This is a genomic window from Streptomyces sp. HNM0574, from assembly GCF_012726235.1.
In the GTDB taxonomy this organism is placed as follows: domain Bacteria; phylum Actinomycetota; class Actinomycetes; order Streptomycetales; family Streptomycetaceae; genus Streptomyces.
This window is the reverse complement of sequence record NZ_JAASAH010000005.1, coordinates 134,881-160,733: the sequence shown is the minus strand read 5'-3', so window position 1 is coordinate 160,733 and position 25,853 is coordinate 134,881. Positions and strand designations below refer to the sequence as shown.

Sequence of the window (25,853 nt, the reverse complement as noted above, 5' to 3'; positions counted from 1 at the left end):
CCGGAGGAGTCGGAAGAATCCGCCATGACCGGCACGGTTCCCCTCCGACCGGCCCCGCGGGCGTGGGCTGTCCCCGCTCGCAGGTACATTCGACCGGGCACGCGCGCGGCGCGCGCGTGCGCACATCCAGCTGACAGCCGAACCGACAGCCGCCCCGGCGGCCGTCCGACGACGAGGGACGGGAGTGATACACGTGGACCGTGTCGCGCTGCACGGGTTGCGGGCCCGCGGGCATCACGGCGTCTTCGAACACGAACGCGAAGAGGGCCAGACCTTCGTCGTGGACGTCGACATGGGCGTCGACACCCGCCCCGCCGCCGAGGGCGACGATCTCGCCAGAACGGTGCACTACGGCATCGTGGCCGAGGAGATCGTGTCGGTCGTCAGCGGAGAACCCGTCGATCTGATCGAGACGCTCGCCCAGCGCATCGCCGACACCTGCCTCGCCCACGCGGCCGTGGCGGAGGTCGAGGTGGTCGTGCACAAGCCGGAAGCACCGATCACCGTCCCCTTCGACGACGTGACCATCACCATCAAGCGGAGCCGTGCATGACGCCGAACAGTGACCCGACCGTCCAGCCGGTGCCCGCTTCGGTGGTGCACCAGGTCGACGCGGCGGATTCCACCCTGCACAACCCGAAGCGCGCCGTGCTGTCCCTCGGCAGCAACCTCGGCAACCGCCGGGAGACCCTGCAGAGCGCCATCGACGCGCTCGCGGACACCCCCGGCCTGCGGGTCAAGGCCGTCTCCCCGGTCTACGAGACCGAGCCCTGGGGAGTCGACCCGGAGACCCAGCCCTCGTACTTCAACGTCGTGGTGGTCGTGAAGACGACCCTGCCCCCCGCCTCCCTGCTGGAGCGCGGCCAGGCCGTCGAGGACGCCCTGGAGCGGGTGCGCGACGAGCGCTGGGGCCCGCGCACCATCGACGTCGACATCGTCTCCTACCAGGACGTCGTCTCCGACGACCCGTCCCTCACCCTCCCGCACCCCCGCGCGCACGAGCGGGCCTTCGTCCTCGCCCCCTGGCACGACGTCGACCCCGGCGCCGAGCTCCCCGGCCGCGGCGCGGTCACCGAGCTGCTGGAGTCCGTGGGCCGCGAGGGCGTCGCCGTACGCGCCGACCTGGAACTCAGCCTGCCCGATTAGGCGTTGGGAGCCCCGTGAAGGAACTGAGAATCCGCGTCCTGGCGGGGGTCTTCGCCGTCGCCGGGGTGCTGGCCTGGGCCGGCGCCCGGCTGTGGGACGCGCTGGGCAGCCTGCCCAGCGTGCCCGTCGCCGCACCCGTCGTCCTCGCGATCATCGCCGTCGTCCTGCTCGCCACCGCGCTCTCGCTGCGCTCGCGGCTGAAGGCCCAGCGCCGGCGGGAGGCGGGTGCGAAGGGCGTCGAACCGATGATGGCGGCCCGCGCCGTCCTCCTCGGCCAGGCCAGCGCCCTCGTCGCGGCCCTGGTCTCCGGGGTGTACGCGGGCACCGGCGTCTTCCTGCTGATCCAGGCCACCCAGGCACCGCTGCGCACCCAGCAGGTGGTGTACGCGGGCCTGTCCGTACTGGCCGGCATCGGCGTCATCGCGGCCGCGCTCTTCCTCCAGCGCACCTGCCGCCTCCCCGAGGACGACGAAAACGGCCCCTCGGCCACCCCCGCATAAACAAACCCCGCGCCCCGACAAGGGGCGCGGGGAACTGCGCGAAAAAGGGGCGCGGGGAACTGCGCAACCCGCCACGACGCACCCGCACCCGGCGACGCACGGAAGTGGCGGGAACCCCTCAGCGCAGAATCAGACTCATCGCCTCGGACCGGGTGGCCGCGTCCCGCAGCTGACCGCGCACCGCGGACGTGAGCGTCTTCGCCCCCGGCTTCCGAATCCCCCGCATCGACATGCACATGTGCTCGCACTCGACGACGACGATCACCCCGCGCGGCTCCAGAATCCGCATCAGCGAGTCCGCGACCTGCGTCGTCAGCCGCTCCTGCACCTGCGGGCGCCGGGCGTAGACGTCCACGAGCCGGGCCAGCTTGGACAGTCCGGTGATCTTCCCGGAGGCGGACGGGATGTACCCGACGTGCGCCACACCGTGGAACGGCACGAGGTGGTGCTCGCAGGTGGAGTACACCTCGATGTCCTTGACCAGCACCATCTCGTCGTGCCCGAGGTCGAACGTGGTGGTGAGCACGTCCTCCGGCTGCTGCTGCAGGCCGCCGAAGATCTCCTTGTACGCGCGGGCCACCCGGGCCGGCGTCTCCAGCAGCCCCTCACGGTCGGGGTCCTCGCCGACCGCGTAGAGGAGTTCGCGGACCGCGTTCTCGGCGCGCTTCTCGTCGAACTCGCCTATCGCGCCCTGGCCGTCCAGCGTCACCGGGTCGGTCATCTTCTGCCTCGCTCCTCGAACATGTGCAGCAAAAATGCCGCGCCCCTCAGGGTAGAACCCGAGGGGCGCGGCGAACATTCCGTGGCCGGTGACGCCGGTCACGCTGCGGCGGGACTCACCGGCCCCGCCACCGCGTGCTCAGCTCTCCGTCGGATCGGCGGGCTCGACGATGGCGTCCGAGTCCCGCGGCCCGATCTCCTTGCCGCCCTTCTCCAGCGACGGGGTGGAGCCGTTGCCGTTGGCGAGCACCGGCGCCGAGACCGGAGGACGGGTCGACGGCGTGCGCCGCGCGGAGCCCGTCCAGGCCGGGCGGGCCGGACGCTTGACGACGGGGGCGAAGATCTCGGCGATCTCCTCCTTGCCCAGCGTCTCCTTCTCCAGCAGCGCGAGGACGAGGTTGTCGAGGACGTCGCGGTTCTCCACCAGGATTTCCCAGGCTTCGTTGTGCGCCGTCTCGATCAGCTTCTTGACCTCCTCGTCCACCAGCCCGGCGACCTCCTCGGAGTAGTCGCGCTGGTGGGCCATCTCCTTGCCCAGGAAGGGCTCGGACTGGTCGGAGCCGAACTTGATCGCCCCGAGCCGCTCGGTCATGCCGTACTGCGTGACCATCGCGCGCGCCGTCGCGGTCGCCTTCTCGATGTCGTTGGCCGCGCCCGTCGTCGGGTCGTGGAAGACGAGCTCCTCGGCCGCGCGCCCGCCCAGCATGTACGCGAGCTGGTCGAGCATCTCGTTGCGTGTGGTCGAGTACTTGTCCTCGTCCGGCAGCACCATCGTGTAGCCGAGCGCACGGCCCCGGGACAGGATCGTGATCTTGTGGACCGGGTCGGAGTTCGGCGAAGCCGCCGCGACCAGGGCGTGTCCGCCCTCGTGGTACGCGGTGATCTTCTTCTCCTTGTCGCTCATGATCCGGGTCCGCTTCTGCGGTCCGGCCACGACGCGGTCGATCGCCTCGTCCAGCGACTTGTTGTCGATCAGCTTCTGGTCCCCGCGCGCGGTCAGCAGCGCCGCCTCGTTGAGCACGTTGCTCAGGTCGGCACCGGTGAAGCCGGGCGTACGGCGGGCGACCGCGCCCAGGTCCACGTCGGGCGCCATCGGCTTGCCCTTCTGGTGCACCTGGAGGATCTCCTGCCGGCCCTGCATGTCCGGACGGTCGACGGCAATCTGCCGGTCGAAACGGCCGGGGCGCAGCAGCGCCGGGTCGAGGATGTCCGGGCGGTTCGTGGCGGCGATCAGGATGACGCCGCCCTTCACGTCGAAGCCGTCCATCTCGACGAGCAGCTGGTTGAGCGTCTGCTCGCGCTCGTCGTGACCGCCGCCCATGCCGGCGCCGCGGTGGCGGCCGACGGCGTCGATCTCGTCGACGAAGACGATCGCCGGGGCGTTCGCCTTGGCCTGCTCGAAGAGGTCACGGACGCGGGAGGCGCCGACACCCACGAACATCTCGACGAAGTCGGAGCCGGAGATCGAGTAGAACGGCACCCCGGCCTCACCGGCGACGGCACGCGCCAGCAGCGTCTTGCCCGTACCGGGCGGGCCGTACAGCAGCACACCCTTGGGGATCTTGGCGCCGACGGCCTGGAACTTGGCGGGCTCCTGGAGGAACTCCTTGATCTCCACCAGCTCTTCGCAGGCCTCGTCGGACCCGGCGACGTCGCTGAAGGTCGTCTTCGGCGTGTCCTTGGTGATCAGCTTGGCCTTGGACTTCCCGAACTGCATGACCCGGGAGCCGCCGCCCTGCATCTGATTCATCAGGAACAGGAACACGACGATGATCAGCACGAACGGCAGCAGCGAGAGCAGCATCCCGACGAACGGGTTCTGCGACTGCGGCGCGACCGTGTAACCGCCCTTGAGAGTGTCGTCGCCACTCTCGTACTTGCTCTGGAGCTTCTTGGCGAGCTCGAAGCCCTGGTCGTCGATGTAGCTCGCCTTGACCTTGTCGGCCTCGGCGACCTTGGCACCGTTCTTGAGCTTGATCTTGATCGTCTGCTCATCGCCGGTCGTCAGCTCGGCGGAGTCCACCTTGTTCTCGTCGATCGCCTTGACGACCTGACCGGTGTCCACCGTCTTGTAGCCGCCGGACGAGCCGACGACCTGCATCAACACGACCACGGCAAGGACGGCCAGCACGATCCACATGACCGGCCCGCGGAAGTATCGCTTCACGTCCATCCATACGGAGCGCGTGCGCCCCGTCCCTCCTGCCACAGTGAGTTGAAAAGCCTGACCTTCGGACCGTACCCCAGCATGGGCCCATCGGGCCGCCGGGGACGGACAGTAAACCCCCTCGCCTGCCCAACGGAGCGCGCGGAGGCTGTGTTCCCGACGCGGCACCCACCATCCGGCGCCTCGGCACCCCGGTGATCACCGCATCCCCCCTAGGCTCCCACGCCCGCTAAGGGTGCGTCAGCCGCGCGGCGGTCAGCCGCCGTACACGTGGGGGGCGAGAGTGCCGACGAACGGGAGATTCCGGTACTTCTCCGCGTAGTCGAGGCCGTAGCCGACGACGAACTCGTTCGGGATGTCGAAACCGACCCACTTCACGTCGAGTTCGACCTTCGCCGCCTCCGGCTTGCGCAGCAGGGTGCAGACGTTGAGCGAGGCGGGCTCGCGGGAGCCGAGGTTGGACAGCAGCCAGGACAGCGTCAGACCGGAGTCGATGATGTCCTCGACGATCAGGACGTGCTTGCCCTTGATGTCGGTGTCCAGGTCCTTGAGGATGCGCACCACCCCGGACGACTGGGTTCCGGCGCCGTAGGAGGACACCGCCATCCAGTCCATGGTGGCCGGGGTGGACACCGCGCGCGCCAGGTCGGCCATCACCATGACCGCGCCCTTGAGGACTCCGACGAGCAGGATCTCCTGGCCCGCGTACTCCTCGTCGATCTTGGCGGCCAGCTCGGCCAGCTTCGCGTCGATCTCTTCCTTGGTGATGAGCACCGACTTGAGGTCGGTGCCCATGTCTTTCTCGTCCACCCGCGCCGCTCTCGCTCGAGGTTCGTGAAGCCACCGGGGCCGGGGCGGCGCCGCGCCGTCAGCGTCGGGCGGGCGGGGCTGCCGGGGAGGCCGTCGGTGAGCCATGCCGGATGACCAGTTTGCCACCCTGCCTTCTGGCCTCCACCATCCCGGGCAGGTTGATGGCCCGCTGGCCGCGCCAGGCGGTCACCAGCCGGTCCACTTCCTCGATGTGCCGCGCGAAGAGCGAACCGGCCGGCGCCCCGGCGGCGATGGCCGCGCGGCGCAGCACGCGACGGCGCACCGCGGGCGGCAGCGCGTACAGCCGGACGGCGTCGAGCTCGCAGGTCTGCAGGTCCTCGGGCCCGCCGCGGAGGCCGGGTTCGTCGGTGCGGACGGTCCGTTCGGCCTCGACGGCCCAGGCGTCGAGGGCGTCCGCGTCGTCGCGGGAGAGACTCGCGGTGCGGGCCAGCGCCTCGACGACGCCCTTGCCGAGAGCTTTCTCCAGGGTGGGCAGGGCCTCGTGGCGGACGCGGGAGCGGGTGAAGACGGGGTCGGCGTTGTGCGGGTCGTCCCAGACGGGCAGCGACTGGACCATGCACGCCTTGCGGGTGGTCTGCCGCTCCACGCCGAGGAACGGGCGGCGGTAGCGCCCCTGCGGCCCGGAGACGGCGGCCATGCCGGAGAGCGAGCGGGTGCCGGAGCCGCGGGCGAGCCCGAGCAGCACCGTTTCGGCCTGGTCGTCGCGGGTGTGGCCGAGCAGGACGACGGCTGCGCCGTGCCGCTTGGCGGTTTCGTCGAGTGCGGCGTACCGCGCGTCGCGGGCCGCTGCCTCGGGCCCGGTGTTCGTCCGGCCGACGGTGACGCTCACGGCTTCGACGGGGTCGAGGCGGAGGGCGGTCATCCGGGCGGCGACCTCGCGGGCACGGACGTCGGAACCGGCCTGGAGGCCGTGATCGACGGTGACGCCTCCGGCGCGGACGCCGAGCCGGGGGGCCTCGAAGGCGAGAGCGGAGGCGAGCGCCATGGAGTCGGCGCCGCCGGAGCAGGCGACGAGCACCAGCGGGGTGCTGCCGGTGCCGGCGTGCTCGCTGAGCACGTCGTGGAGAACGCGGCGGACCGCCAGGCGTATCGCGGCGACCGCGGGATGGGGACCCATGTCCGATTCACTTCCTCGAAGGGAGTCTTGTCACGCTGAGTGCGTCGATGGTGACAGAGATGGACGGCGTTCCCCGAGCATCGCACGCGTACCCGGCGATCTCGGTCCCTCGGACGGGTGATTGGGGCCGCCATCAGTGGTCAGCGCACGTCCTGCTGTGCATCCTCCCGCATCGCCTCCCGCCACACCCGCCCCACGGCCTCCACGACCCGGCTCCGGGGCACTCAGGGACGCGGTACGGGGGCGGGTTCCGCTGGGCCGTGTGCCCGTACGGCCCGGGTGCTCACTCGGGTTTGCTGTGCACCCTCGCGATCCAGTCGGCGGGCTTCGCGATCTCCGCCTTCGTCGGCAGGGTGTTGGGCGAGGTCCACACCCGGTTGAAGCCGTCCATGCCGACCTGGTCCACCACCGCCCGGACGAAGCGCTCGCCGTCGCGGTACTGGCGCAGCTTCGCGTCGAGGCCGAGGAGCTTGCGCAGCGCCTGGTCGAGCCGCCCGGCGCCGGAGGCCCGGCGCTTGCTGAACTTCTCCCGGATCTCGGTGACGGAGGGGACGACGGACGGGCCGACGCCGTCCATCACGTAGTCCGCGTGACCCTCCAGCAGGGACATCACGGCGGTGAGGCGGCCGAGGATCTCGCGCTGGGCCGGGGTCTGGACGAGTTCGACGAAGCTGCCGCGCTCCTCCCGCTCCTCGCCCGCCTCGCCGCCGCCGGCGAGGGACTGGGCGGCCTCGCGGAGCCGCTCCAGCAGCGTCCCCGGGTCGACCTCGGTCTCGGAGAGGAAGGTCTGGATCTCGCCTTCCAGGTGGTCGCGCAGCCAGGGGACGGCGGTGAACTGGGTGCGGTGCGTCTCCTCGTGCAGGCAGACCCACAGCCGGAAGTCGTGCGGGTCGACGTCCAGTTCCCGCTCGACGTGCACGATGTTCGGCGCGACGAGCAGCAGCCGGCCGCCGCCGTCGGGGGCGCCGGGCAGTTCACGCGTCGCGGGCGCGAAGGTCTCGTACTGGCCGAGGACGCGGGAGGCGAGGAAGGACAGCAGCATGCCGACCTCGACGCCGGTGACCTTGCCGCCGACCGCGCCGAGCACGGAGCCGCCCGGCAGGTTCGTCCGGCGCTCGCCCATCTTCTCCAGCAGCGGGCTGAGCAGTTCGCGGAAGCCCGCGACGTTCGCGCGGATCCAGCCGGGGCGGTCGACGACGAGGACGGGGGTGTCGCCCGTCTCCGGGCGCTCGGGGGCGAGGCGGGTGAAGCCGCGTACGTGCTCCTCGGACACCACCGCGTGCCGCCGCAGTTCGCCGACGATCGCGCGCGCCTCGTCGCGGCTCACCTCCGGGCCCGGGCGCACGAGCCGGGTCGCGGTCGCGACCGCGAGATTCCAGTCGACCATGTCCACACCACCGAGGCTCGTCATGAGTTCACGGTACGTGCCGACCGGGCCGTACGGGAGGAGACGGCCGCACGAGGCACGCCAGGAGGAGGCCCCGTCGGGCGTCAGCCGTGCGCGGGCGACTCGCGGCAGCCGCAGTTGGCGAGCGCGGAGGCCATCCGGTCCAGGGCGTCCTGGGCGCCGTCGCGGTCGGTGGTGCCGCTGGTGGCGAAGGCGAAGACGAGCAGCCGGCCGTCGGCGTCCACGACCGTTCCGGCCAGCGAGTTCACACCGGTCAGGGTGCCGGTCTTGGCGCGGACGAGGCCGGCGCCGGCGCGGTCGCGCTCGTCCTCGTACCGCTTGTCGAGGGTGCCGGTGAAGCGGGCGACGGGCAGGCCGGTGAGGACGCTGCGGAGTCCGGGGCGGTCCGGGTCGGCGGCGGTGGTGAGCAGGCGGGTGAGCAGCGAGGCGGTGACCCTGTCGTCCCGGCTGAGTCCGCTGCCGTCGTGGAACTCGGCACCCTTGAGGGGGAGTTGGAGTTTGCCGAGCTGACGCTCGATCGCGGTGGCGGCGCCCTTGAAGCTGGCGGGTTCGCCGCTGCCGAGCGCGGCTTGGCGGGCGAGGGCCTCGGCGATGTCGTTGTCGCTGTGCGTCAGCATCTCCTCGACCAGGCGGGACAGCGGCTCCGAGCGGTGCACGGCCAGCTCCTCGCCCTTCCCGCCCTTCTTGCCGTCGGCCTTCTCCGGGTCGCCGTCGACGTCGAGGCCCTGGTCCTCCAGCCGGTCGCCGAAGGTCTTCGCCGCGTCGGCGGCCGGGTCGTCGACGCGGGGCGAGGGGGCGTGCCCCTCGCCGTCGCCCTGGCGGCCCTGGCCGGACATCAGCGCGGTGACGGGGGCGAGGTTGTCGTTCGGGCCGATGGGGTGGCGTTCGGGGCCGGTGAACAGCGAGGTGTCGTAGCCGAGCGAGACCTTCTTCGTGCCGCTCCCGCGCAGGGCGTCCGCGGTGCGCTCGGCGAGCTTGCCGAGGTCCTCGTCGTCCAGCGTGGGGTCGCCGCCGCCGACGAGGACGACGCGGTCGCCCTCGCGCAGGACGCGGGTGCTGAGGCGGTGGTCCTCGCCGCGTGCGGAGAGCGCGGCGACGGCCGTCGCGATCTTGATGGTCGAGGCGGGGGTGACGGCCTTGCCGGGGTCGGCGCGGTAGATCTCCTTGCCCGCCGCCACGTCCACGACCGAGGCCGTGCGGACCTTGCCCAGGCCCTTGTCGTCCAGCAGCGGCTCCATGACGTCGGCGAGCGCCGAGGCGGTGGGCGGCGGCACGGCCCCGGCCGAGCCGGAGCCCCGCCCGCCGTCCGCACTGCCGGAACCGTCCGCTCCGTCCGCTCCGTCACCCTTGCCCTGCCCGAGGGCCGCCAGGACGCGCGGGGCGTGCTCGGGGCTGTCGTCGCCGGTGTGCTTCTGGCCACTCCCGTGCTCCTGGGCGACCGCCCGCGCGCGCTCGGCCGTACGCTGGCCCGAGTCCCACGGTCCGCTCGCGGCAACCGCCGAGACCGCGACCACGAGGCCCAGGGCTGCGGAACCCGCCGACAGCCTCACGGTCTGCCGCTCGTGCGGCGTAGCGGTCCGCCAGCGCTGCCGGGCCGGTTCCGCGGACTTCCGGGCGACAGCCCGGCACGCGCGCTGCGCCCGGGCCGCGGTGTCACGCACCTGTGCTGCGATGTCACGCACCTCGAGCAGCCCCTTTCGCGAGCGTGTACGTACGTGGGGGACACTTAATCACCAGATACATGGGCTGATCACTTAAGGAGCCTCCCTTGGAGTTCGACGTCGTTATCGAGATCCCGAAGGGTTCGCGGAACAAGTACGAGGTGGATCACGAGACCGGCCGGATCCGGCTCGACCGTCACCTCTTCACGTCGACCGTGTACCCGGCTGACTACGGCTTCGTCGACAACACTCTCGGAGAGGACGGCGACCCGCTCGACGCGCTGGTCCTGCTGGAGGAGCCGACGTTCCCCGGTTGCATCATCAAGTGCCGCGCGATCGGCATGTTCCGGATGACGGACGAGGCCGGCGGCGACGACAAGCTGCTCTGCGTCCCCTCCTCCGACCCGCGCATGGAGCACATGCGGGACATCCACCACGTCAGCGAGTTCGACCGGCTGGAGATCCAGCACTTCTTCGAGGTGTACAAGGACCTGGAGCCCGGCAAGTCCGTCGAGGGCGCCGACTGGGTCGGCCGTGCCGACGCCGAGGCCGAGGTCGAGGCGTCCGTGAAGCGCCTGGAGGCCAGCGGCGGCGGTCACTGAGACCCCGCGAGCGCACGCGAGAGGGCGCGTCCCGGTTTTCCGGGACGCGCCCTCTCGTACGTGCGGCGGGTGCGCTCAGAAGCCGCGGGTGCGCTTGGCGGCGCGGCGGCCGGGGAGCGGCAGCGGGAGTTCCTCGCTGGGCGACTTGATGAACAGCCGGGCCAGCTCGCCGCCGAGGTTGACGCCGATGGCGATGGCCAGCGCGAGCGCGACGGCCTGGGAGAGGAAGCCCATGCCCTTGTCGACGTGGCCCTGCGCGATGTTCAGCAGCCCGAAGTACGTCGCGCTACCGGGCAGCAGCGGGCCGATGGCCGCCGTGATGTACGGCAGTGACGACTGGAACTGGTAGCGCGAGAACAATTGCCCGAACAGGCCCACGAGTCCGGCGGCGCAGACCGTCGCGGCGACGGGGTCGATCTCGACGTCCTTCATCGTCAGCACCCCGAAGACGACCCAGGCGACACCGCCGTTGAGGGTCGCCAGCAGCACCGTGTGACGTTCCTGCTGGAGCATCACGCAGAAGGCCAGGGCCAGCAGCATCGCGGCGAGGATCTGGGTCTCGGGGCGGTCCACCCGGTCCACCCGGTCGGGGATCAGCTCGGCGCCGATCTCGGAGCCGACGTACAGCACCATCAGCACGCCGCAGACGATGCCGACGATCAGGTAGACGACCTCCAGCAGCCGTGCGGCCGCGGTGATGTAGAAGCCCGTCAGGCCGTCGTGGACCGCCGCGACCAGGGCCCGTCCGGGGATCAGCGCGAAGAGGCCACCGGTGATGACGGCCGCCGCCTTCAGCTGCGAGGAGCCTCCCGGGTAGGTCAGCGCGACGGTGACCCCTATCGCGGCCGGCGGCATCGCGGCGGCCACGAACTGGTAGAACTCCGGCAGTCCGCGCCCGGCCGACAGCCAGGCGAGCCGGTCGCCGAGCATCGCACCGAGCGCGGCGAGGACGAAGACGAGCGCGTCGCCGCCGACGAGCAGCGAGGCCGCGCCGGAGAGCGCGCCGCTGGCGATCGTCAGGGCGCCCTTCGGGTACGGGTGCCGGTTCCGCCGTATGGCGGCGAGGCGGCGGTACGCCTCCTCCAGCGAGACGTCGCCCTTGGTGATGTCGTCGACGAGCCGGAAGACGGCGGCCAGCCGCGTGTAGTCGGTGCCGCGGCGGCGTACCGTCCGGCCGAGCGTGACCGGGTCGTCGACCAGCGAGGGCTGGTGGGTGATGGACAGCAGGGTGAAGGTGACGGTCGGCTCGCAGCGGTCGAGGCCGTAGGCGTGCGCGACGCCGAACATCGCGGCCTCGACGTCCTCGGCACCCTCCCCGCCCGCGAGCAGCAGTTCGCCGATGCGGAGCGTCAGGTCGAGGACGCGGGGCACGGGCGGGCCGCTCTCGGCGTCCTCGCCCTTGGCGACGCGTTCCGGGGCCGGGCGCTCGGCGAGCGGCATCCGGATCATCGTGCGCATCCGGTCCTGCCACGGCGAACCCGGCTTGACCAGGGAGATCCGCGGGATGCCCTCGGGCGGGGTGAAGGCGCTGGCGTACTCCTGCGCGGCCTTCGTCGTCAGGCCCTCGGGGAGGGTGAACTCGGAGGTGATGTGGTCCTCGGGCTCGTCCGGAGGGGACGTCAGGAGCCCTTCGGGGACGGAGAATTCGGAGGTCGGGTGCTCCTCCTCCGGTGTCGGCGGCATCGGCACCCCGAGCGGTGGCGTGAACGCGCTGTGGGCCTCGTCGGACACGGGCTTGGCGTCCTCGGGCTCCTCGCCCTCGCCCTTGCCCGAGCCGGTCGACCGGCTGTTGCGTTCAGGCTCCCCGACCACTTCTGTGAACTCTCCTCTTGCGCCGCGTCCGCGGCCTCGCCGCACGTGCTGTCACGTGCCATGTTCTGCACGCTGGAACGACCTCGTCCGGTTCCTCCTTCCGCAGGATAAGGTCGTACGAGCTGCGACGTGCGGCGGCCCGTGCTCAGCGGCCCCCAACCGGCTCCCGATCAGCCGTACGGCGGGCGTGCACGCCGGTTCGTGCCCGGCGCCCGTTCAGCGCCCGGAGATCCGACCTCAGCCCTGGCGCCGGGCGTTGGCCGTGATGGCGTCGCGGAGGTAGGCGGCCAGGCCGGGGCGGATCGTGTCGTAGGTGGCGGTGAAGCGGGTGTCCGCGACGTACATGTCGCCGAGGCAGACGTGCATCGCGTGGTCGCAGGAGTAGCTGGTGCGGTCGATGAAGCGGCGGTGCTCCTCCGCGAGGTCCATCACCTCCGCCGAGTCCGGTGCTGCGCCGCGTGCCATCGCGTCGGCGACGGCGCGGTGGATCGCCTCGAACTCGGTGGTGAAGCGCTTCCAGTCCTCCTTGGTGTATCCGGCGGTCCTGCGCTGCGACTCCCGGTACGCCTCCGTGCCGCCCCAGCGGCGCTCGGTCTCCTCCGCGTAGGCGTCGGGGTCGAAGTCGCCGAAGACCTCGAACTTCTCCTCGGGGGTGAGTGTGATGCCCATCTTCCGTGCCTCCATGGCTCGTTGGACGGCGTCGGCCATCTCCCGCAGCCGGTCGATCCGGCCGGAGAGCAGCGCGTGCTGCCTGCGCAGGTGCTCCTGCGGGTCGGCTCCCGGGTCGTCGAGCAGTACGGCGATCTCGTCGAGAGGGAAGCCGAGTTCCCGGTAGAAGAGGATCTGCTGGAGCCGGTCCAGGTCGGCGTCGCAATAACGGCGGTGTCCCGCCGCGCTGCGCTCGCCGGGGCTGAGCAGCCCGATCTCGTCGTAGTGGTGCAGGGTGCGCACCGTGACACCGGTGTATCCGGCGACCTGGCCGACGGTGTGGCCCACGTCCGCCTCCTTCCCCGTCCGCACGCCTGCCGTGCGGACCGGTTCTCCACGGTGCTCCCTCACGTGGCGTGAGGTGCAAGCCCGGGCTAGCGGGCGTACGGGTTGGGGGTCCCCTCGGGGAGGACGTCGGCCTGGCGGCTGCCCTCGCCCGCCATCACGTAGTGGCCGGCCTCCAGGCGGGCGATCAGCGAACGGGCCCACTCCGCGCCGCTGTCGGAGGTGTGCACCCACAGCTTCATGATCTCGCCGATGTGCCCCCACTCCTCGGGCGTGGAGCCGTCCGGCGTCCAGTGCTCGGTGACCTCCTCGCGCCAGGACTCCAGCTTGGCGACGCGCTCGCGGAGCAGCGCGACGGCCTCGGCCCGGTCGAGGTCGACGAGGAAGCCGACGGCGGAGGTGAGGACGTCCGGCTTCTCGTCGATGTCGGTCAGCGCGTGCCGGAGCAGCTTCATGAACTCGGCCTCGCCGGCCGCGGTCAGCTCGTACTGGGTGCGGGGCGGGCCGCCCGCGGTGCTGGGCGCGGTCTCGTGGGCGAGCAGGAGTCCTTGCTTGGCGAGCTGTTTGAGGGCGTGGTAGATCGAGCCGGGCTTGGCGTTCGACCACTCGTGGGCGCCCCAGAACTCCAGGTCGTTGCGGACCATGTAGCCGTGGGCCAGGCCGTGCTGCCGTACGGCCCCCAGGACCAGCAGCCGGATCGCCGACATCGCCGCGCACGTCTCCTTCCGCGCCGGGTGTGCGTCTCCCGCCAGCCTATCCGGGGCCGCTGTTCAACTTTGACCAGCGGGATCGGCGGCGTTCCGGGCTCCGACGGGAACCCGGAACGGGGAGTCTCAGAAGGGGAAGACCGAGCGGCCGTGCTGGACGGAGATCCACTTCGTGGTGGTGAAGGCCTCGACCATCTCCTCGCCGTTCAGCCGGCCCAGGCCCGAGCGCTTCTCACCGCCGAAGGGCACGATCGGCTCGTCGGCCACCGTCCCGTCGTTGACGTGCACCATGCCGCTCTCGATCCGCCGGGCCACCCGCACGCCCCGCTCGACGTCGGCGCAGTGCACGGCGCCGGAGAGGCCGTACGGGGTGTCGTTGGCGACGCGTACCGCCTCGTCCTCGCCGTCGACGGGGATCAGCAGCGCGACGGGGCCGAAGATCTCCTCGCGCAGCGCCGCCGCGTCCTCGGGGATGCCGGTGAGGACGCTCGGGGAGACGACGTTGCCCTCGACGCCGCCGCGCAGCAGGGCGGTGGCGCCCGCGGCGACGAGCTGCTCGACGACGGCGGAGACGTTCTCGGCCTGGGCCGCGTTGATCAGCGGGCCGATGTGGGTGGCCGGGTCGGCGGGGTCGCCGGTGCGGAGCGAGGCGACCTTGGCGACGAACTTCTCGGTGAAGGCCTCGGCCACGCTCCGGTCCACCACGATCCGGTTCGCCGCCATGCACACCTGGCCCTGGTGGATGAAGCGGCTGAAGACGGCGGCGTCGACGGCGTAGTCCAGGTCGGCGTCGTCCAGCACCAACAGGGCGCTGTTGCCGCCGAGTTCGAGCACGGCACGCTTGAACTGCCCGGCGGCGACGGTCGCGACGTGCCGGCCGACCTTGTCCGAGCCGGTGAAGGAGATGACCTTCGGCACGGGGTGCTCGATCAGCGCGTCCCCGATCTCGGCGATGTCGGTGACGACGACGTTCAGCAGCCCGGCGGGCAGGCCCGCGTCCTCGAAGATCTTCGCGACCAGGGTGCCGCCGCACACCGGGGTGTTCTGGTGCGGCTTGAGCACCACGGCGTTGCCCAGCGCCAGCGCCGGGGCCACGGACTTCAGCGACAGCAGGAACGGGAAGTTGAACGGCGAGACGACGCCGACGACGCCGACGGGCTCGCGGTAGACCCGGTTCTCCTTGCCGTCGACCGGGGACGGCGCGATCCGGCCCGAGGCGCGCAGCGCCAGCTGGATCGACTCGCGCAGGAACTCCTTGGCGAGCTCCAGCTCGAACGCGGCCTTCGTACGGGTGCCGCCGAGCTCGGCGATGATCGCCTCGGTGATCTCCTGCTCGCTGTCCTCGATCACGCGTATCGCACGTTCGAGGACCCGGCGCCGCGCGTAGGGGTTCGTCCCGGCCCAGGGTCGCTGGGCGCGCTCCGCCGCGCGGTAGGCCAGGTCGACCTCGTCGGCGGTGGCGACGGTGATGGAGGCCAGCTTCTCCCCGTTGTACGGGTTGAAGTCGATGATGTCCCAGGATCCGCTGCCCGGACGCCATTCACCGTCGATGCAGCAGAGAGCCAGGTCCGTGAAGTAGGACATGCCATTCCTTCTGGGGGCTGGAAGGGCCGAACGCGTATCGCACGGCACCGTGAGCGGGCCGCCCGGTACGGAATTCGTACTGATGGCACGTCATCCTACGTACGTGTCAGGCGAGTTGGCGGATTCTGTGGAGATGTTGACGCGATGCCGACGGGTCCAGGCTGTTCTCGACCAGTCCGTCCAGCACCTGCGCGTACTGCGCGACTTCGTCCTTCTTGTCGAGGTAGAGCGCGCTGGTGAGCTGCTCCAGGTACACCACGTCGTTCAGGTCCGACTCGGGGAAGCGCAGCAGCGTGAAGGCGCCACTCTCGGCCGGGTGGCCGCCCAGCTCGAAGGGGACGACGCGGACCGTGACGTTCGGCTGCTCGGAGATCTCGGCGAGGTGCGCGAGCTGCGCGTCCATGATGGCGCGGCTGCCGAACGGGCGGCGCAGCGCCGCCTCGTCGAGCACGCACAGCAGCCGGGGCGCGCTCTCGCCGAGCAGCATCTGCTGCCGCTCCTTGCGCAGGGCGACGCGGCGCTCGACCTCCTCGTCGGCGATCTCGGTGCGGTGGCCCGCGGTGACGACGGCGCGCGCGTAGTCCTCGGTCTGGAGCAGGCCGTGCACGAACTGGACCTCGTAGGTGTTGATCCGCGAGGCGGCACCCTCCAGGCCGACGTATGTCTGGAACCAACCGGGAAGCACATCGCTGTAGTTGTGCCACCAGCCCGCGATGCTGGACTCGCGGGCGAGGCCGAGCAGCGGCTCCCGGTCCGTCTCGTCGGTGACGCCGTACAGGGTGAGCAGGTCCTCGACGTCGCGCGCCTTGAAGCTCACCCGCCCCAGCTCCATCCGGCTGATCTTGGACTCGGAGGCGCGGATGGAATACCCGGCCGCCTCCCGGGTGACGCCGCACTCCTCGCGGAGCCGCCGGAGCTGGGAGCCGAGGAGGATGCGGCGCACCATGGAGCCGCTCGACGAGCCGTTCGTCCCGTTCGGGGCGCTCGCCCCGGTCGGGCCGCCGGTACTCCCCGTCGCACCTCTTGCCGGTTTTGCATTCATTCCTATGAGCCCTCCGCGCCTGCTTGAAGGGCAGTGTGCCATCTCCGCGCTCCGTTGCGTGCCCGGGCGGTTACGGACGATCGAAAGTCGGTCGTGCACGTGCATCTGCCCTTGCATCTGCCGTGAGCATTGGGAACCATGGGCATCGCACAAGTGCACTCCGTGTCAAGCGAGTTGACGGCACGGGGGACGCATGGGTGACACGTGGAACGACCGCACGTGAGAACAGCGGGGAGTACAGCCGACCGGATCCGCACCAGGGATCATCTGCCGCGTAACGCCAGGAGTGGCTCGTCATGGGGACCGAAGGATCGACCGTGCTTCAGCCCTTATGGCAGGGGCTCCCCTCCCACGACCCGGTCTCCGGTTCCGGCTCCGCCTCGTGCGCGCTGCCGCCCCGGTACGAGGCGGTCAGGGGAGCACGGGACTTCACCCGCGAGACGCTCCGCCGCTGGAGGCTTGAGCAGGAGTTCGACACCATCGCGCTGGTCGTCTCCGAGCTGGTCACCAACGCGCTCCGGCACGGCCTGCCCGGCACCGGGCCGCACTGCGCAGCCGAGTCCGGCCAGCCGGTGCGGCTGCACCTGATGTGCTGGTCGACGCGGCTGGTCTGCGCCGTCCGCGACCCGAGCGGCGAGGCGCCCGAGCCCCCGGCGAAGGGCGGCCGCGGCGAGGAGGCGGGCCTGCTGGACGTGCTCGACGAGTTCGACGCGCCGGACGACTGCGATCTGGCCGGACTGCCGGACTTCACCGCCGAGTCGGGCCGCGGCCTGCACCTCGTCCAGGCGTTCAGCGACAGCTGGGGCTGGCACCCGCTCTCGGGCACCCAGCAGGGCAAAATCGTCTGGGCCCGCTTCCGCCTCGCTTCGGCTTGAGGCCACCCCGCGACCCCGCGCCCCGCAAGGGGCGCGGGGAACCGCACGAGAACCCGGACGCACCCTCGTACTACTCACGTATGAGGTGGTCGAACTCCCCGTCCTTCGCGCCGAGAAGCATCGCTTCCATCTCCGCCGGCGTGTACACCAGCGCCGGGCTGTCCGGGAACCGCGAATTCCGTACCGCGATGTCCCCGCCCGGCAGCTTCGCGAATTCCACGCATGTGCCCTGGGAGTTGCTGTGCCGGCTCTTGTGCCACTGGACCCCGTGGAGGTCCCTGGCATCCATCCCGTTGTACGCGTGGGGCACTTGGATCTCCCGGGGTAGAGCAGTGGGGGTGGGACGAACAGTGGTGAAACTGTCAACTGCCCTGGATCATAACTGTGTTCACGTGCCAATGCATGTGAAGATGCACGTGCACGACGGCGCGTGCACCGGCCATCACACCCGGTCAAACGGGGTTGCGGACTGCCGCCTGCTCACTACACCCGGTTTGCTTCCGCGTGCCCCGCGGCAGCGGTCACAACACCCGGCCACGGAATCCGTCCCTCGCACTCTCGCGGGGGCCGGCCGCGGGATCCGAAGGTGGGACGCACGGCGGCCCTCCGAGGATCCCGGTCCGTACGCGAGTTCCCTCCGCACAGCTCTTGACTTGAAGCTTGATTCAACTTCTACCGTCGTTCTCCAGGACACCGAAGCGCCCAGGAAGCCGAGCGCCGACCGTCAAGGAGACCGCCATGAGTATGGAGATGACCGCGTGGAACGCGCTGTACAACTCCTTGCACGCCCAGGAGGACCAGCGCCCCTTCTCCCGCGCAGCCGTCGCCCGCATCTACCGATTCGCCCACCGCCACCACCGGGCGGTGCTCGCCTTCCTGGCCTTCAGCAGCGTCCTCGCCGTCTTCACCGTCGCGACGCCGCTGCTCGCCGGCCGCGTCGTGGACGCGATCGTCGCCGGTGCGCCGCTGTCCACGGTCCTCTCGCTGGCCGGGCTGATCGCCGCCATCGCGGTCGCCGAGGCGGGCGCCGGGATCGTCACCCGCTGGCTGTCCGCGCGGATCGGCGAGGGGCTGATCCTCGACCTGCGCCGCGCCGTCTACGACCACGTGCAGCGGATGCCGGTCGCCTTCTTCACCCGCACCCGCACCGGCGCGCTCGTCAGCCGCCTCAACAACGACGTGATCGGTGCCCAACGGGCCTTCAGCAGCACGCTGTCCGAGGTCGTCAGCAATGCCGTGACGCTGCTGCTCACCTTCGTCGTGATGCTCCAGCTCTCGTGGCAGATCACGCTCGTCGCGCTCGTCCTGCTGCCGCTGTTCGTCCTCCCGGCCCGCCGCATGGGCACCCGGCTCGCCCGCCTGGAGCGCGAACGGGCCAACCACAACGCCGTGATGAGCACCCAGATGACCGAGCGGTTCTCGGCGCCCGGCGCCACCCTCGTCAAGCTGTTCGGCCGCCCGGAGGAAGAGTCCTCCGCCTTTGCCGAACGGGCCGGCCGCGTCCGCGACTTGGGCGTCCGCACGGCCATGGTGCAGCACGTCTTCATCACGCTGCTCACCCTCGCCTCGGCGCTCGCGCTCGCCGTCGTCTACGGCGTCGGCGGCATGTACGCGCTGCGCGGCAGCCTCGACCCGGGCGCGGTCGTCTCCCTCGCGCTGCTGCTCACCCGCCTGTACGCGCCGCTCACCGCGCTGGCCAGCGCCCGCGTCGAGGTGATGAGCGCGCTGGTCAGCTTCCAGCGGGTCTTCGAGGTGCTCGACCTGAAGCCGCTGATCGAGGAGAAGCCGGACGCGCGGAAGGTCCAGGAGGGCCCGGTCTCGGTCGAGTTCGACGGCGTCGGCTTCGGCTACCCCTCGGCCGACAAGGTCTCCCTCGCCTCCCTGGAGGAGGTCGCCACGCTCGACACCCGGGGCGGCGAACAGGTGCTGCACGACGTCAGCTTCCGCGCCGAGCCGGGCCAGATGATCGCCCTCGTCGGCTCCTCCGGCGCCGGCAAGTCCACCATCGCCTCCCTTGCACCGCGGCTGTACGACGCGGACACCGGCACCGTCCGGGTCGGCGGCACCGACGTCCGCGACCTCACCGCGTCCTCGCTGCGCCGCACCCTCGGCATGGTCACCCAGGACGGCCACCTCTTCCACGACACCATCCGCGCCAACCTGCTGCTGCCCCGCCCCGAGGCCACCGACGAGGAGGTCTGGGACGCGCTGCGCCGGGCCCGCCTGGACGGCCTCGTCGCCTCGCTGCCGGACGGCCTGGACACTCTCGTCGGCGAGCGCGGCTACCGGCTCTCCGGCGGCGAACGGCAGCGGCTGACCATCGCCCGGCTGCTGCTGGCCCAGCCCCAGGTCGTCATCCTCGACGAGGCCACCGCACACCTCGACACCACCTCGGAGGCCGCCGTCCAGGAGGCGCTGACCGAGGCCCTCCAGGGCCGCACCTCCGTGGTGATCGCCCACCGGCTCTCGACCGTCCGGGCCGCCGACCAGATCCTCGTCCTGGAGGAGGGCCGGATCGTCGAACGCGGTACGCACCACGAACTCCTCGCGCTCGGCGGACGGTACGAGGAACTGCACCGCACCCAGTTCAGCGAGTCCCGCGCCACGGGCTCCGACGGGGCCATCGACCCGGCCCCCGCCGGGAGTTGAGGCCGCCACGCCCGGGCCGCACGCCCGGACCTCGTGCGGTCTCCCGGGGCCTCGCCCGTACGGACCACTCCGGCGGGCGGGGCCCCGGCGGCGCGCCCAGGGTGAAGAGCAAGGCTGCCGCACGCGGTCCGCCTGCTCCCAGAAAACGCCCCACCGGGAAGGACCGGATCCACCGTGAGCCACCCCCTGGACCACCTGCGCCGCTGCTCCGTCGCCGTCGACCTCGGCTCCTCCCGCACTCGCGTGCACATCAAGGAGAAGGGCCTCGTCGTCGACGAACCCTCCGCCGTCGCCGTGAACACCTACTCCGGCGCGCTGATGGCCGTCGGCAGCGCCGCCGAACGCATGGACGGCCGGACGCCCCGGCACATCCGCGTCGTGCGGCCGGTCAGCAACGGCACCGTGGTCGACATCGACATGGCCCGCCGGATGCTGCGTGCGCTGGTCGGCGCGCGGGTGCGCCGCGCCTGGCTGCGCCGCGGCCCGATGCTGCGGGCCGCCGTCACCGTGCCGCACAACGCGGACCCGCTGGCCCGCCGCGCCGCCGTCGAGACCCTCACCGGGGTCGGCGCGAAGAGCGTCGAGCTCGTCGACGCGCCGACCGCCGCCGGGCTCGGCGCCGGGCTCCCCGTCGAGCAGCCCGAGGCGACGATGATCCTGGTCTGCGGGGCGACGACCACGCAGATCGCGGTGCTCTCGCTGGGCTCGATCGTGTCCGCTGCCACGGTCCCGCTCGGCGGCGACACCGTGCACAACGCCGTCGTCCAACACCTGCGCAACGAGCACGAGTTGCTGCTGCTCAGCCACTCGGTGCGGCCGCTGCACGTGGCCCTGAACGAGTACCCGGCCGAGGCCGTCGCGGGCGCGGGACGCACCGACGGGGGCTTCGGCGCCGGCGGGGACCTCACCACCGAGGTCTGCGGCCGGGACGTCGTCACCGGCCTGGCCAGGACCGTACGCGTCAACCCGGCCGACATGCGGGCCGCGGCCCGTACCCCGCTGACCGGGCTGCTGGACACCATCCGCTCGGTGCTGCACAACTGCCCGCCCGACCTCGTCGCCGACCTCGCCGAGCGCGGCATGGTGCTGACCGGCGGCAGCGCGCAGCTCCCCGGCCTGGCCGACCAGCTGCGCGCCGACACCGGCATGACGGTGCACACCCCCGAGGACCCCGCGCTCTGCCCGGTGAACGGGCTGGCCGCGCTGGTCGAGGGCAAGGTCGAGCCGATGCGCCTCTCCGTCCCGTGACCGAGCGGGCGCGGGTCCGGGTCCGCGGCCGGGTCCCGGCGGGCCGCTACGGCCCGTCCGGGATCTCGCCGCCGGGGCCGAAGACGTCGAGCAGCCGGGTGCGGGTGCGCTGGAGACGCTGGCCGATGACGACGGCGACGGCGTGCGTCAGCGCGTGACCCAGCTCGTGGTCCTCCGCGCACAGCCGCCGCACCGGCGCCGCGTCGAACTCCAGCGCCCGCACCGGGCTCGACGCCTCGGCCCCCAGCCGCCAGACGTACGGCGCGAACAGCCAGGACCAGCCGAGCAGTTCGCCCTGGCCGAGCTCGTCGGTCACGACGGCGCGGCGCCCCGGGACCCGCATGTCGAGCGAGACCGATCCGGTGCGCAGCACCCAGAACCGGTCGGCCGTCATGCCCTCCTCGAAGATTCTGGTGCCCACGGGAAAGGCGGCCTCGCGGCCCAGTTCCCGGAGCCGTTCGCTGTGACCTGCGGGAAGCACACCGAAAAAGCCCGTCATCGTACGCATGAGGCGCCTCCTTCCCGCGACGTTACCCCGCACCGGCGGACCGGGCGACCGCATCCGAAAACACCCCGGGACCTGCGGAAACGACAACCGCGCCAGGGGGAAATCCGCACCGAAGGCAAACCGGGATTCCACGGCCGGAGAGACGGCCCCGGCCCGGCGGAAAAAACGACAATCCGCCGGGAACGTGAAGACGTCCGGACGACGGCGACGTAATGTCGTCAGCATGTGCAGAAGCATCAAGACACTCCGCCCGCCCTACGCGGAGGAGGTGACCGAGGAAGACATGCGCGCCGCGGCGCTCCAGTACGTCCGCAAGATCTCCGGATTCCGGCAGCCGGCGGCGCACAACGCCGAGGCATTCGACCGCGCCGTCGAGAAGGTGACGGCCGCGACGGAAGAACTGCTCGGCACACTCGTGGTCAAGGGCTGACCCGGCACACCCCCTCCGAGAGCGGGTCACCACCCGATTCCGGGGGGTCACGCTCACCGATCTTCCCCCGCGCGCTTTTCGGGCATTACGGGAGGTAATCGCGCTTAAACCTGCGGGGGTGTTTTCTTTGCGTACTGTTGACCGTCGAACAGCACATGGCGCGAAGGGAGTCGGGTAGCTGCCTTCCCGTGTCACATCCCTGTCCAAGAGTGAAAGGTTCAACGCGTGCCGGATAAACGGGTGGAACGGAGCGCAAGCGAAGGGGGGTCGATGGACAGCTCCAGAAGTCTCGCGACCACGCTCAAGCCGCAGACCGACCGAGTCGTCTTCGGTGTCGCGGCGGCGGCGACCCTCGCATTCGTCCTCTGGGGAGCGCTTGCCACGGACTCGCTGGAGAGCGCGTCCTCGGCGATGCTCTCCGGGGTCATGAAGAACGGCGGCTGGGCCTTCGTGCTGGCCGCGTCCGGATTCGTCGTCTTCGCCCTCTGGCTGGCCTTCAGCCGGTACGGCAAGATCACTCTGGGCAAGGAAGGGGAGAAACCGGAATTCCGGACCGTTTCCTGGATCGCGATGATGTTCAGCGCGGGCATGGGAATCGGCCTGATGTTCTACGGCGTGAGTGAGCCGCTCACGCACTTCACCTCGCACCCGCCCGGCACGCACCCGGCGAACAGCGCCGAGGCGATGCAGACGGCGATGTCCACGACGCTCTTCCACTGGACGCTGCACCCGTGGGCGATCTACGCCGTCGTCGGCCTCGCCATCGCCTACAGCTGCTTCCGCCGCGGCCGCCGCCAGACGATCAGCGCCGTGTTCACGCCGCTGATCGGCGAGCGCCTCTCCAACGGCTGGCTCGGCCGGGTCATCGACATCCTGGCGATCTTCGCGACCCTCTTCGGCTCCGCCGCCTCGCTGGGCCTCGGCGCCCTCCAGATCGGCAGCGGCGTCAAGGAGGTCGGCTGGGCGAGCGGCCTCAGCACCGGCATCCTCGTGGTGATCATCGCGGTGCTGACACTGGCCTTCGTCGCCTCGGCCGTCTCCGGCGTCGAGAAGGGCATCCAGTGGCTGTCCAACATCAACATGGTGCTGGCCGGTCTGCTGGTCCTGTTCATCTTCATCGTCGGCCCGACGATCCTGATGCTGAACCTGATGCCGACGTCCATCGCGTCTTTCGTCGGTGACCTGCCGCTGCTGACCGGGCGCACCGACGCCTCCGGCGGCGAGGGCGTCGCCGAGTGGCTCTCCGGGTACACGGTCTTCTACTGGGCCTGGTGGATCTCCTGGACGCCCTTCGTCGGCATGTTCATCGCGCGCATCAGCCGCGGCCGCACCATCCGCCAGTTCGTCGGCGGCGTGATCCTCGTGCCGAGCGTCGTCAGCCTGATCTGGTTCGCCATCTTCGGCGGCACCGCGATCGACCTGGAGCGGCACGGCGCGGGCATCGCCAAGGAGGCGACCGAGGAGGGCCAGCTCTTCGCGGTCCTGCGCGAGTACCCGATCGCGGGCGTCACCACGCTGCTGGTGATGATCCTGGTCGGCATCTTCTTCGTCTCCGGCGCGGACGCCGCGTCCATCGTCATGGGCACGCTCTCGCAGAAGGGCACCCTGGAGCCGAGCCGGATGGTCGTCATCATCTGGGGCGTGCTGACCGGTGGCGTCGCCGCGATCATGCTGATGATCGGGGGTGGTGGGGACTCCGCCCTGGAAGGCTTGAAGAACCTCACGATCCTTGTGGCGGTGCCGTTCTGTGTCGTCATGGTCGGCTTGTGCATCGCGCTCACGAAGGACTTGCGCCGCGACCCGCTGATCGTGGTCGGCGAGCGCGGCGAGTCCGCCATCGAGACCGCGGTCCTCGCCGGACACGAGCAGTACGGCGGCGACTTCGAGATCCAGATCGGCCCCGTCCCCGACGAGGCGGCGGACACCGACCCCGAGGCGCGCGCGCTCGCCGAGGAGGAGGCCGAGATCATCGACGAGGTACTGGTGAAGCCGAAGTCCGAGTCCGACCAGGACTGACCCGGCGCAAGCGCACCCGGCGCCCCGTCACGGACATCCGTGGCGGGGCGCCGTGCTGTGTCCGGGGGGCGCGGGATGCCTCCCGTGAACACAAGGACCACAAGGTTCTTAAGTTTCTTCGTGCCCGAGGGGGCGACAGCGCCGGTCCCGGTGTGCAGCATGTGGCGCATCCCACAACCCCCGGCGGGATCCGGCCGGTTCCGGGCGAGATCCGGACGGTTCCGCGCGCCGGGCCACGGAGAAAGGCGGTGTCACGGTGCGCCTGCGCGCGTTCCTCTCCCCGCTCGGCGCCGCGCTGCTCCTGCTGATCGGCCCCCCGCTGATCACCACGGGCAGCGGCGCGGAAACCGGCACGAACATCCCCGGGCTCCAGTTCATGGTCCCCAACACCCCGGGCGGCGGGTACGACATCACCGCGCGCACCGCGGCGAAGGACGCCGAGGACGCCGGGCTGAACCACAACATCGAGGTGTTCAACCTCCCCGGCGCCGGCGGCACCGTCGGCCTGACCCGGCTGGTGAACGACCGCGGCAACGGCAAGCTGGCCATGTCGATGGGCCTGGGCGTGGTCGGCGCCGTGCACACCAACCACTCCCCCTCGACGCTCGCCGACACCACGCCGCTGGCCCGGCTCGTGGAGGAGCCGAACATCGTCGTCGTCGCCAAGGACTCGAAGTACCGGACGATCGGCCAACTCCTGGCCGACTGGCGGAAGAAGCCCCGCTCGCTGGCCGTCGGCGGCGGCTCCTCGCCCGGCGGCCCGGACCACCTCGCGACCATGCAGATGGCCGACAAGGCGGGGCTCACACCGAAGCGCGTCAACTACGTGCCGTTCGACGGCGGGGGCGAGCTGCTCGCCTCCGTGCTCGGCGGCAAGCTGGCCTTCGGCGTCTCCGGGATCAGCGAGTACCGCGACCAGATCGAGTCCGGCGAACTGCGCCTGCTGGCCGTCACGGGGCGCGAGCGGATCGACGGGTTCGACGCGCCGACCCTCCAGGAGGCGGGCGTCGACGTGGTGTTCACCAACTGGCGCGGGCTGCTCGCGCCACCCGGCCTCGCCGAGAACGAACGCGCCAAGCTGCTCCGCTTCGTGGACGAGCTGCGCGCCTCCCCGGAATGGCGGAAGTCGCTGAAGCGGAACGGCTGGGACGACGCCTATCTGCCCGGCGACGCCTACGGCCGCTTCCTGACCGAGCAGGACCGGCGCGTCGAGACCGTACTGAAGGAGCTGGGCCAGTGAGCGCGCGCGGAAGCGGAGCGAACGGCGGCGCCGGGGACGCGGGACCGCCGCGCGAGCGGTTCCGGGGGAAGTCCGAACTCGGCGTCTGCGCCCTGCTGTTGACGGTCGGCGTGCTCGTCCTCACGGACGCGCTCACCATGGACGTCCTCTCGGGCCAGCGCGGCCCCGTCGGCCCGCGCACCGTGCCCCTCGTCGTCGGCTGCGCGCTGCTGGTGGTGGCCGTGGTGCTGGCGGTGGAGGTGCTGCGCGAAGCGCCGGTGGCCGGGCGACGGGAGGGCGTGCGCGGCGGCCGGGCGGCGGCCGAGGACTCAGGCGGAACCCCGGACGAGGACGGAAGCGGAACCGCGGCGCCGGCGGACTGGCGGACCGTGGCGCTGCTCGCGGGGATCTTCCTCGCCTTCGCCGCACTGATCGAACCGCTCGGCTTCCCGCTCTCCGGCGCCCTGCTCTTCTGGGGCTCGGCGTACGCGCTCGGCAGCCGCAACCTCGGCCGCGACCCGCTGATCGCCGCCGCGCTCTCGCTCGTGACGTACGGGACGTTCAACACGCTGCTGGGCGTCCCGCTGCCCGGCGGCCCGCTGATGGGGGTGATCTGAG

At 71.2% G+C, this 25,853-nt stretch carries 24 protein-coding genes; 11 read left to right on the top strand and 13 right to left on the bottom strand.

Features of this window, described 5'->3' with window-relative positions:
• Positions 1-193: 193 nt before the first annotated feature.
• From folB to HCC30_RS11760, 3 genes are read left to right on the top strand one after another with little or no spacing between them, the layout of a single operon-like run.
• Positions 194-553, top strand: coding sequence for a dihydroneopterin aldolase (folB, locus tag HCC30_RS11770; protein ID WP_169442403.1), 360 nt, complete (start codon positions 194-196; stop codon positions 551-553).
• On the top strand, positions 550-1,146 hold the full coding sequence (gene folK, locus HCC30_RS11765) for a 2-amino-4-hydroxy-6-hydroxymethyldihydropteridine diphosphokinase (protein WP_169442402.1): 597 nt from the start codon (positions 550-552) through the stop codon (positions 1,144-1,146). Before folB ends, folK begins: the two co-directional genes overlap by 4 nt.
• Positions 1,147-1,160: 14 nt before the next feature.
• A complete protein-coding gene (locus HCC30_RS11760) occupies positions 1,161-1,646 on the top strand; it encodes a DUF3180 domain-containing protein (RefSeq protein ID WP_169442401.1) in 486 nt (161 codons plus the stop codon).
• 118 nt (positions 1,647-1,764) lie between these two features.
• Here HCC30_RS11760 and folE read toward each other — a convergent pair whose 3' ends face one another.
• From folE to dacB, 6 genes are all read right to left on the bottom strand, one after another.
• Positions 1,765-2,367, bottom strand: coding sequence for a GTP cyclohydrolase I FolE (gene folE / locus HCC30_RS11755; protein ID WP_169442400.1), 603 nt, complete (start codon positions 2,365-2,367; stop codon positions 1,765-1,767).
• Between the two features lie 138 nt (positions 2,368-2,505).
• On the bottom strand, positions 2,506-4,539 hold the full coding sequence (ftsH, locus tag HCC30_RS11750; protein WP_169442399.1) for an ATP-dependent zinc metalloprotease FtsH: 2,034 nt from the start codon (positions 4,537-4,539) through the stop codon (positions 2,506-2,508).
• A gap of 249 nt (positions 4,540-4,788) precedes the next feature.
• Complete coding sequence (gene hpt, locus HCC30_RS11745) at positions 4,789-5,328, bottom strand: hypoxanthine phosphoribosyltransferase (RefSeq protein ID WP_169442567.1); 540 nt, start codon at positions 5,326-5,328, stop codon at positions 4,789-4,791.
• 73 nt (positions 5,329-5,401) lie between these two features.
• Entirely contained in the window at positions 5,402-6,481 is a 1,080-nt protein-coding gene (gene tilS, locus HCC30_RS11740) for a tRNA lysidine(34) synthetase TilS (protein WP_169442398.1), read from the bottom strand.
• 283 nt (positions 6,482-6,764) lie between these two features.
• Positions 6,765-7,892: a zinc-dependent metalloprotease gene (locus HCC30_RS11735; protein ID WP_169442397.1), complete on the bottom strand. Its 1,128-nt coding sequence runs from the start codon at positions 7,890-7,892 to the stop codon at positions 6,765-6,767.
• 80 nt (positions 7,893-7,972) lie between these two features.
• Positions 7,973-9,571, bottom strand: coding sequence for a D-alanyl-D-alanine carboxypeptidase/D-alanyl-D-alanine-endopeptidase (dacB, locus tag HCC30_RS11730; protein ID WP_169442396.1), 1,599 nt, complete (start codon positions 9,569-9,571; stop codon positions 7,973-7,975).
• A gap of 86 nt (positions 9,572-9,657) precedes the next feature.
• Between dacB and HCC30_RS11725 the strand changes: the two genes are divergently transcribed.
• Positions 9,658-10,152, top strand: coding sequence for an inorganic diphosphatase (locus HCC30_RS11725; protein ID WP_169442395.1), 495 nt, complete (start codon positions 9,658-9,660; stop codon positions 10,150-10,152).
• A 75-nt stretch (positions 10,153-10,227) separates the two neighbouring features.
• Here the strand turns inward: HCC30_RS11725 and HCC30_RS11720 are convergent, their stop codons facing one another.
• The 5 genes from HCC30_RS11720 to HCC30_RS11700 form a co-directional block, all read right to left on the bottom strand.
• The gene (locus HCC30_RS11720; RefSeq protein WP_169442394.1) at positions 10,228-11,964 is read right to left on the bottom strand and encodes a threonine/serine exporter family protein; all 1,737 of its coding nucleotides are present in this window, start codon (positions 11,962-11,964) and stop codon (positions 10,228-10,230) included.
• A gap of 237 nt (positions 11,965-12,201) precedes the next feature.
• Positions 12,202-12,960 carry a MerR family transcriptional regulator gene (locus HCC30_RS11715; protein ID WP_169442393.1) on the bottom strand — a complete coding sequence of 253 codons (759 nt, stop codon included), beginning with the start codon at positions 12,958-12,960 and terminating at the stop codon, positions 12,202-12,204.
• 86 nt (positions 12,961-13,046) lie between these two features.
• Positions 13,047-13,664: a PadR family transcriptional regulator gene (locus HCC30_RS11710; RefSeq protein WP_169442392.1), complete on the bottom strand. Its 618-nt coding sequence runs from the start codon at positions 13,662-13,664 to the stop codon at positions 13,047-13,049.
• Between the two features lie 126 nt (positions 13,665-13,790).
• Positions 13,791-15,248, bottom strand: a complete 1,458-nt coding sequence (locus HCC30_RS11705) for an aldehyde dehydrogenase family protein (RefSeq protein WP_169442391.1) — start codon at positions 15,246-15,248, stop codon at positions 13,791-13,793.
• Between the two features lie 106 nt (positions 15,249-15,354).
• A complete protein-coding gene (locus HCC30_RS11700; RefSeq protein WP_169442390.1) occupies positions 15,355-16,194 on the bottom strand; it encodes a helix-turn-helix transcriptional regulator in 840 nt (279 codons plus the stop codon).
• 392 nt (positions 16,195-16,586) lie between these two features.
• Between HCC30_RS11700 and HCC30_RS11695 the strand changes: the two genes are divergently transcribed.
• Positions 16,587-17,165 carry an ATP-binding protein gene (locus HCC30_RS11695; RefSeq protein WP_169442389.1) on the top strand — a complete coding sequence of 193 codons (579 nt, stop codon included), beginning with the start codon at positions 16,587-16,589 and terminating at the stop codon, positions 17,163-17,165.
• A gap of 70 nt (positions 17,166-17,235) precedes the next feature.
• On the opposite strand, the gene HCC30_RS11690 is transcribed toward HCC30_RS11695, so the two are convergent.
• Complete coding sequence (locus HCC30_RS11690; RefSeq protein ID WP_169442388.1) at positions 17,236-17,475, bottom strand: DUF397 domain-containing protein; 240 nt, start codon at positions 17,473-17,475, stop codon at positions 17,236-17,238.
• A gap of 428 nt (positions 17,476-17,903) precedes the next feature.
• Here HCC30_RS11690 and HCC30_RS11685 point away from each other — a divergent pair, with 428 nt between their 5' ends.
• Together HCC30_RS11685 and HCC30_RS11680 are read left to right on the top strand one after the other, a co-directional pair.
• On the top strand, positions 17,904-19,814 hold the full coding sequence (locus HCC30_RS11685; RefSeq protein ID WP_169442387.1) for an ABC transporter ATP-binding protein: 1,911 nt from the start codon (positions 17,904-17,906) through the stop codon (positions 19,812-19,814).
• Positions 19,815-19,988: 174 nt separating this feature from the next.
• Complete coding sequence (locus HCC30_RS11680) at positions 19,989-21,062, top strand: rod shape-determining protein (RefSeq protein WP_169442386.1); 1,074 nt, start codon at positions 19,989-19,991, stop codon at positions 21,060-21,062.
• A 46-nt stretch (positions 21,063-21,108) separates the two neighbouring features.
• Here the strand turns inward: HCC30_RS11680 and HCC30_RS11675 are convergent, their stop codons facing one another.
• Positions 21,109-21,570: a cyclic nucleotide-binding domain-containing protein gene (locus HCC30_RS11675; RefSeq protein ID WP_169442385.1), complete on the bottom strand. Its 462-nt coding sequence runs from the start codon at positions 21,568-21,570 to the stop codon at positions 21,109-21,111.
• Between the two features lie 223 nt (positions 21,571-21,793).
• Here HCC30_RS11675 and HCC30_RS11670 point away from each other — a divergent pair, with 223 nt between their 5' ends.
• The 4 genes from HCC30_RS11670 (at position 21,794) to HCC30_RS11655 (ending at position 25,852) form a co-directional block, all read left to right on the top strand.
• The gene (locus HCC30_RS11670) at positions 21,794-22,000 is read left to right on the top strand and encodes a DUF2277 domain-containing protein (RefSeq protein ID WP_169442384.1); all 207 of its coding nucleotides are present in this window, start codon (positions 21,794-21,796) and stop codon (positions 21,998-22,000) included.
• Positions 22,001-22,270: 270 nt separating this feature from the next.
• Entirely contained in the window at positions 22,271-24,016 is a 1,746-nt protein-coding gene (locus HCC30_RS11665) for a BCCT family transporter (RefSeq protein WP_169442383.1), read from the top strand.
• A gap of 256 nt (positions 24,017-24,272) precedes the next feature.
• Positions 24,273-25,256, top strand: a complete 984-nt coding sequence (locus tag HCC30_RS11660; RefSeq protein ID WP_169442382.1) for a tripartite tricarboxylate transporter substrate binding protein — start codon at positions 24,273-24,275, stop codon at positions 25,254-25,256.
• Positions 25,253-25,852 (top strand): tripartite tricarboxylate transporter TctB family protein, encoded by a 600-nt coding sequence (locus HCC30_RS11655; RefSeq protein WP_346776589.1) that lies wholly within the window; start codon positions 25,253-25,255, stop codon positions 25,850-25,852. Before HCC30_RS11660 ends, HCC30_RS11655 begins: the two co-directional genes overlap by 4 nt.
• The last annotated feature ends 1 nt before the right edge of the window (position 25,853 follow it).

Excerpts from the sequence above, each read along its gene's own strand:
- HCC30_RS11700 (WP_169442390.1), bottom strand. The coding sequence starts at position 16,194 with ATGGTGCGCCGCATCCTCCTCGGCTCCCAGCTCCGGCGGCTCCGCGAG.
- folK (WP_169442402.1), top strand. The coding sequence starts at position 550 with ATGACGCCGAACAGTGACCCGACCGTCCAGCCGGTGCCCGCTTCGGTG.
- HCC30_RS11710 (WP_169442392.1), bottom strand. The coding sequence starts at position 13,664 with ATGTCGGCGATCCGGCTGCTGGTCCTGGGGGCCGTACGGCAGCACGGC.
- HCC30_RS11670 (WP_169442384.1), top strand. The coding sequence starts at position 21,794 with ATGTGCAGAAGCATCAAGACACTCCGCCCGCCCTACGCGGAGGAGGTG.
- HCC30_RS11665 (WP_169442383.1), top strand. The coding sequence starts at position 22,271 with ATGGACAGCTCCAGAAGTCTCGCGACCACGCTCAAGCCGCAGACCGAC.
- HCC30_RS11735 (WP_169442397.1), bottom strand. The coding sequence starts at position 7,892 with ATGACGAGCCTCGGTGGTGTGGACATGGTCGACTGGAATCTCGCGGTC.
- tilS (WP_169442398.1), bottom strand. The coding sequence starts at position 6,481 with ATGGGTCCCCATCCCGCGGTCGCCGCGATACGCCTGGCGGTCCGCCGC.
- HCC30_RS11695 (WP_169442389.1), top strand. The coding sequence starts at position 16,587 with ATGGGGACCGAAGGATCGACCGTGCTTCAGCCCTTATGGCAGGGGCTC.
- ftsH (WP_169442399.1), bottom strand. The coding sequence starts at position 4,539 with ATGGACGTGAAGCGATACTTCCGCGGGCCGGTCATGTGGATCGTGCTG.
- hpt (WP_169442567.1), bottom strand. The coding sequence starts at position 5,328 with ATGGGCACCGACCTCAAGTCGGTGCTCATCACCAAGGAAGAGATCGAC.
- HCC30_RS11685 (WP_169442387.1), top strand. The coding sequence starts at position 17,904 with ATGAGTATGGAGATGACCGCGTGGAACGCGCTGTACAACTCCTTGCAC.
- HCC30_RS11675 (WP_169442385.1), bottom strand. The coding sequence starts at position 21,570 with ATGCGTACGATGACGGGCTTTTTCGGTGTGCTTCCCGCAGGTCACAGC.
- folE (WP_169442400.1), bottom strand. The coding sequence starts at position 2,367 with ATGACCGACCCGGTGACGCTGGACGGCCAGGGCGCGATAGGCGAGTTC.
- HCC30_RS11705 (WP_169442391.1), bottom strand. The coding sequence starts at position 15,248 with ATGTCCTACTTCACGGACCTGGCTCTCTGCTGCATCGACGGTGAATGG.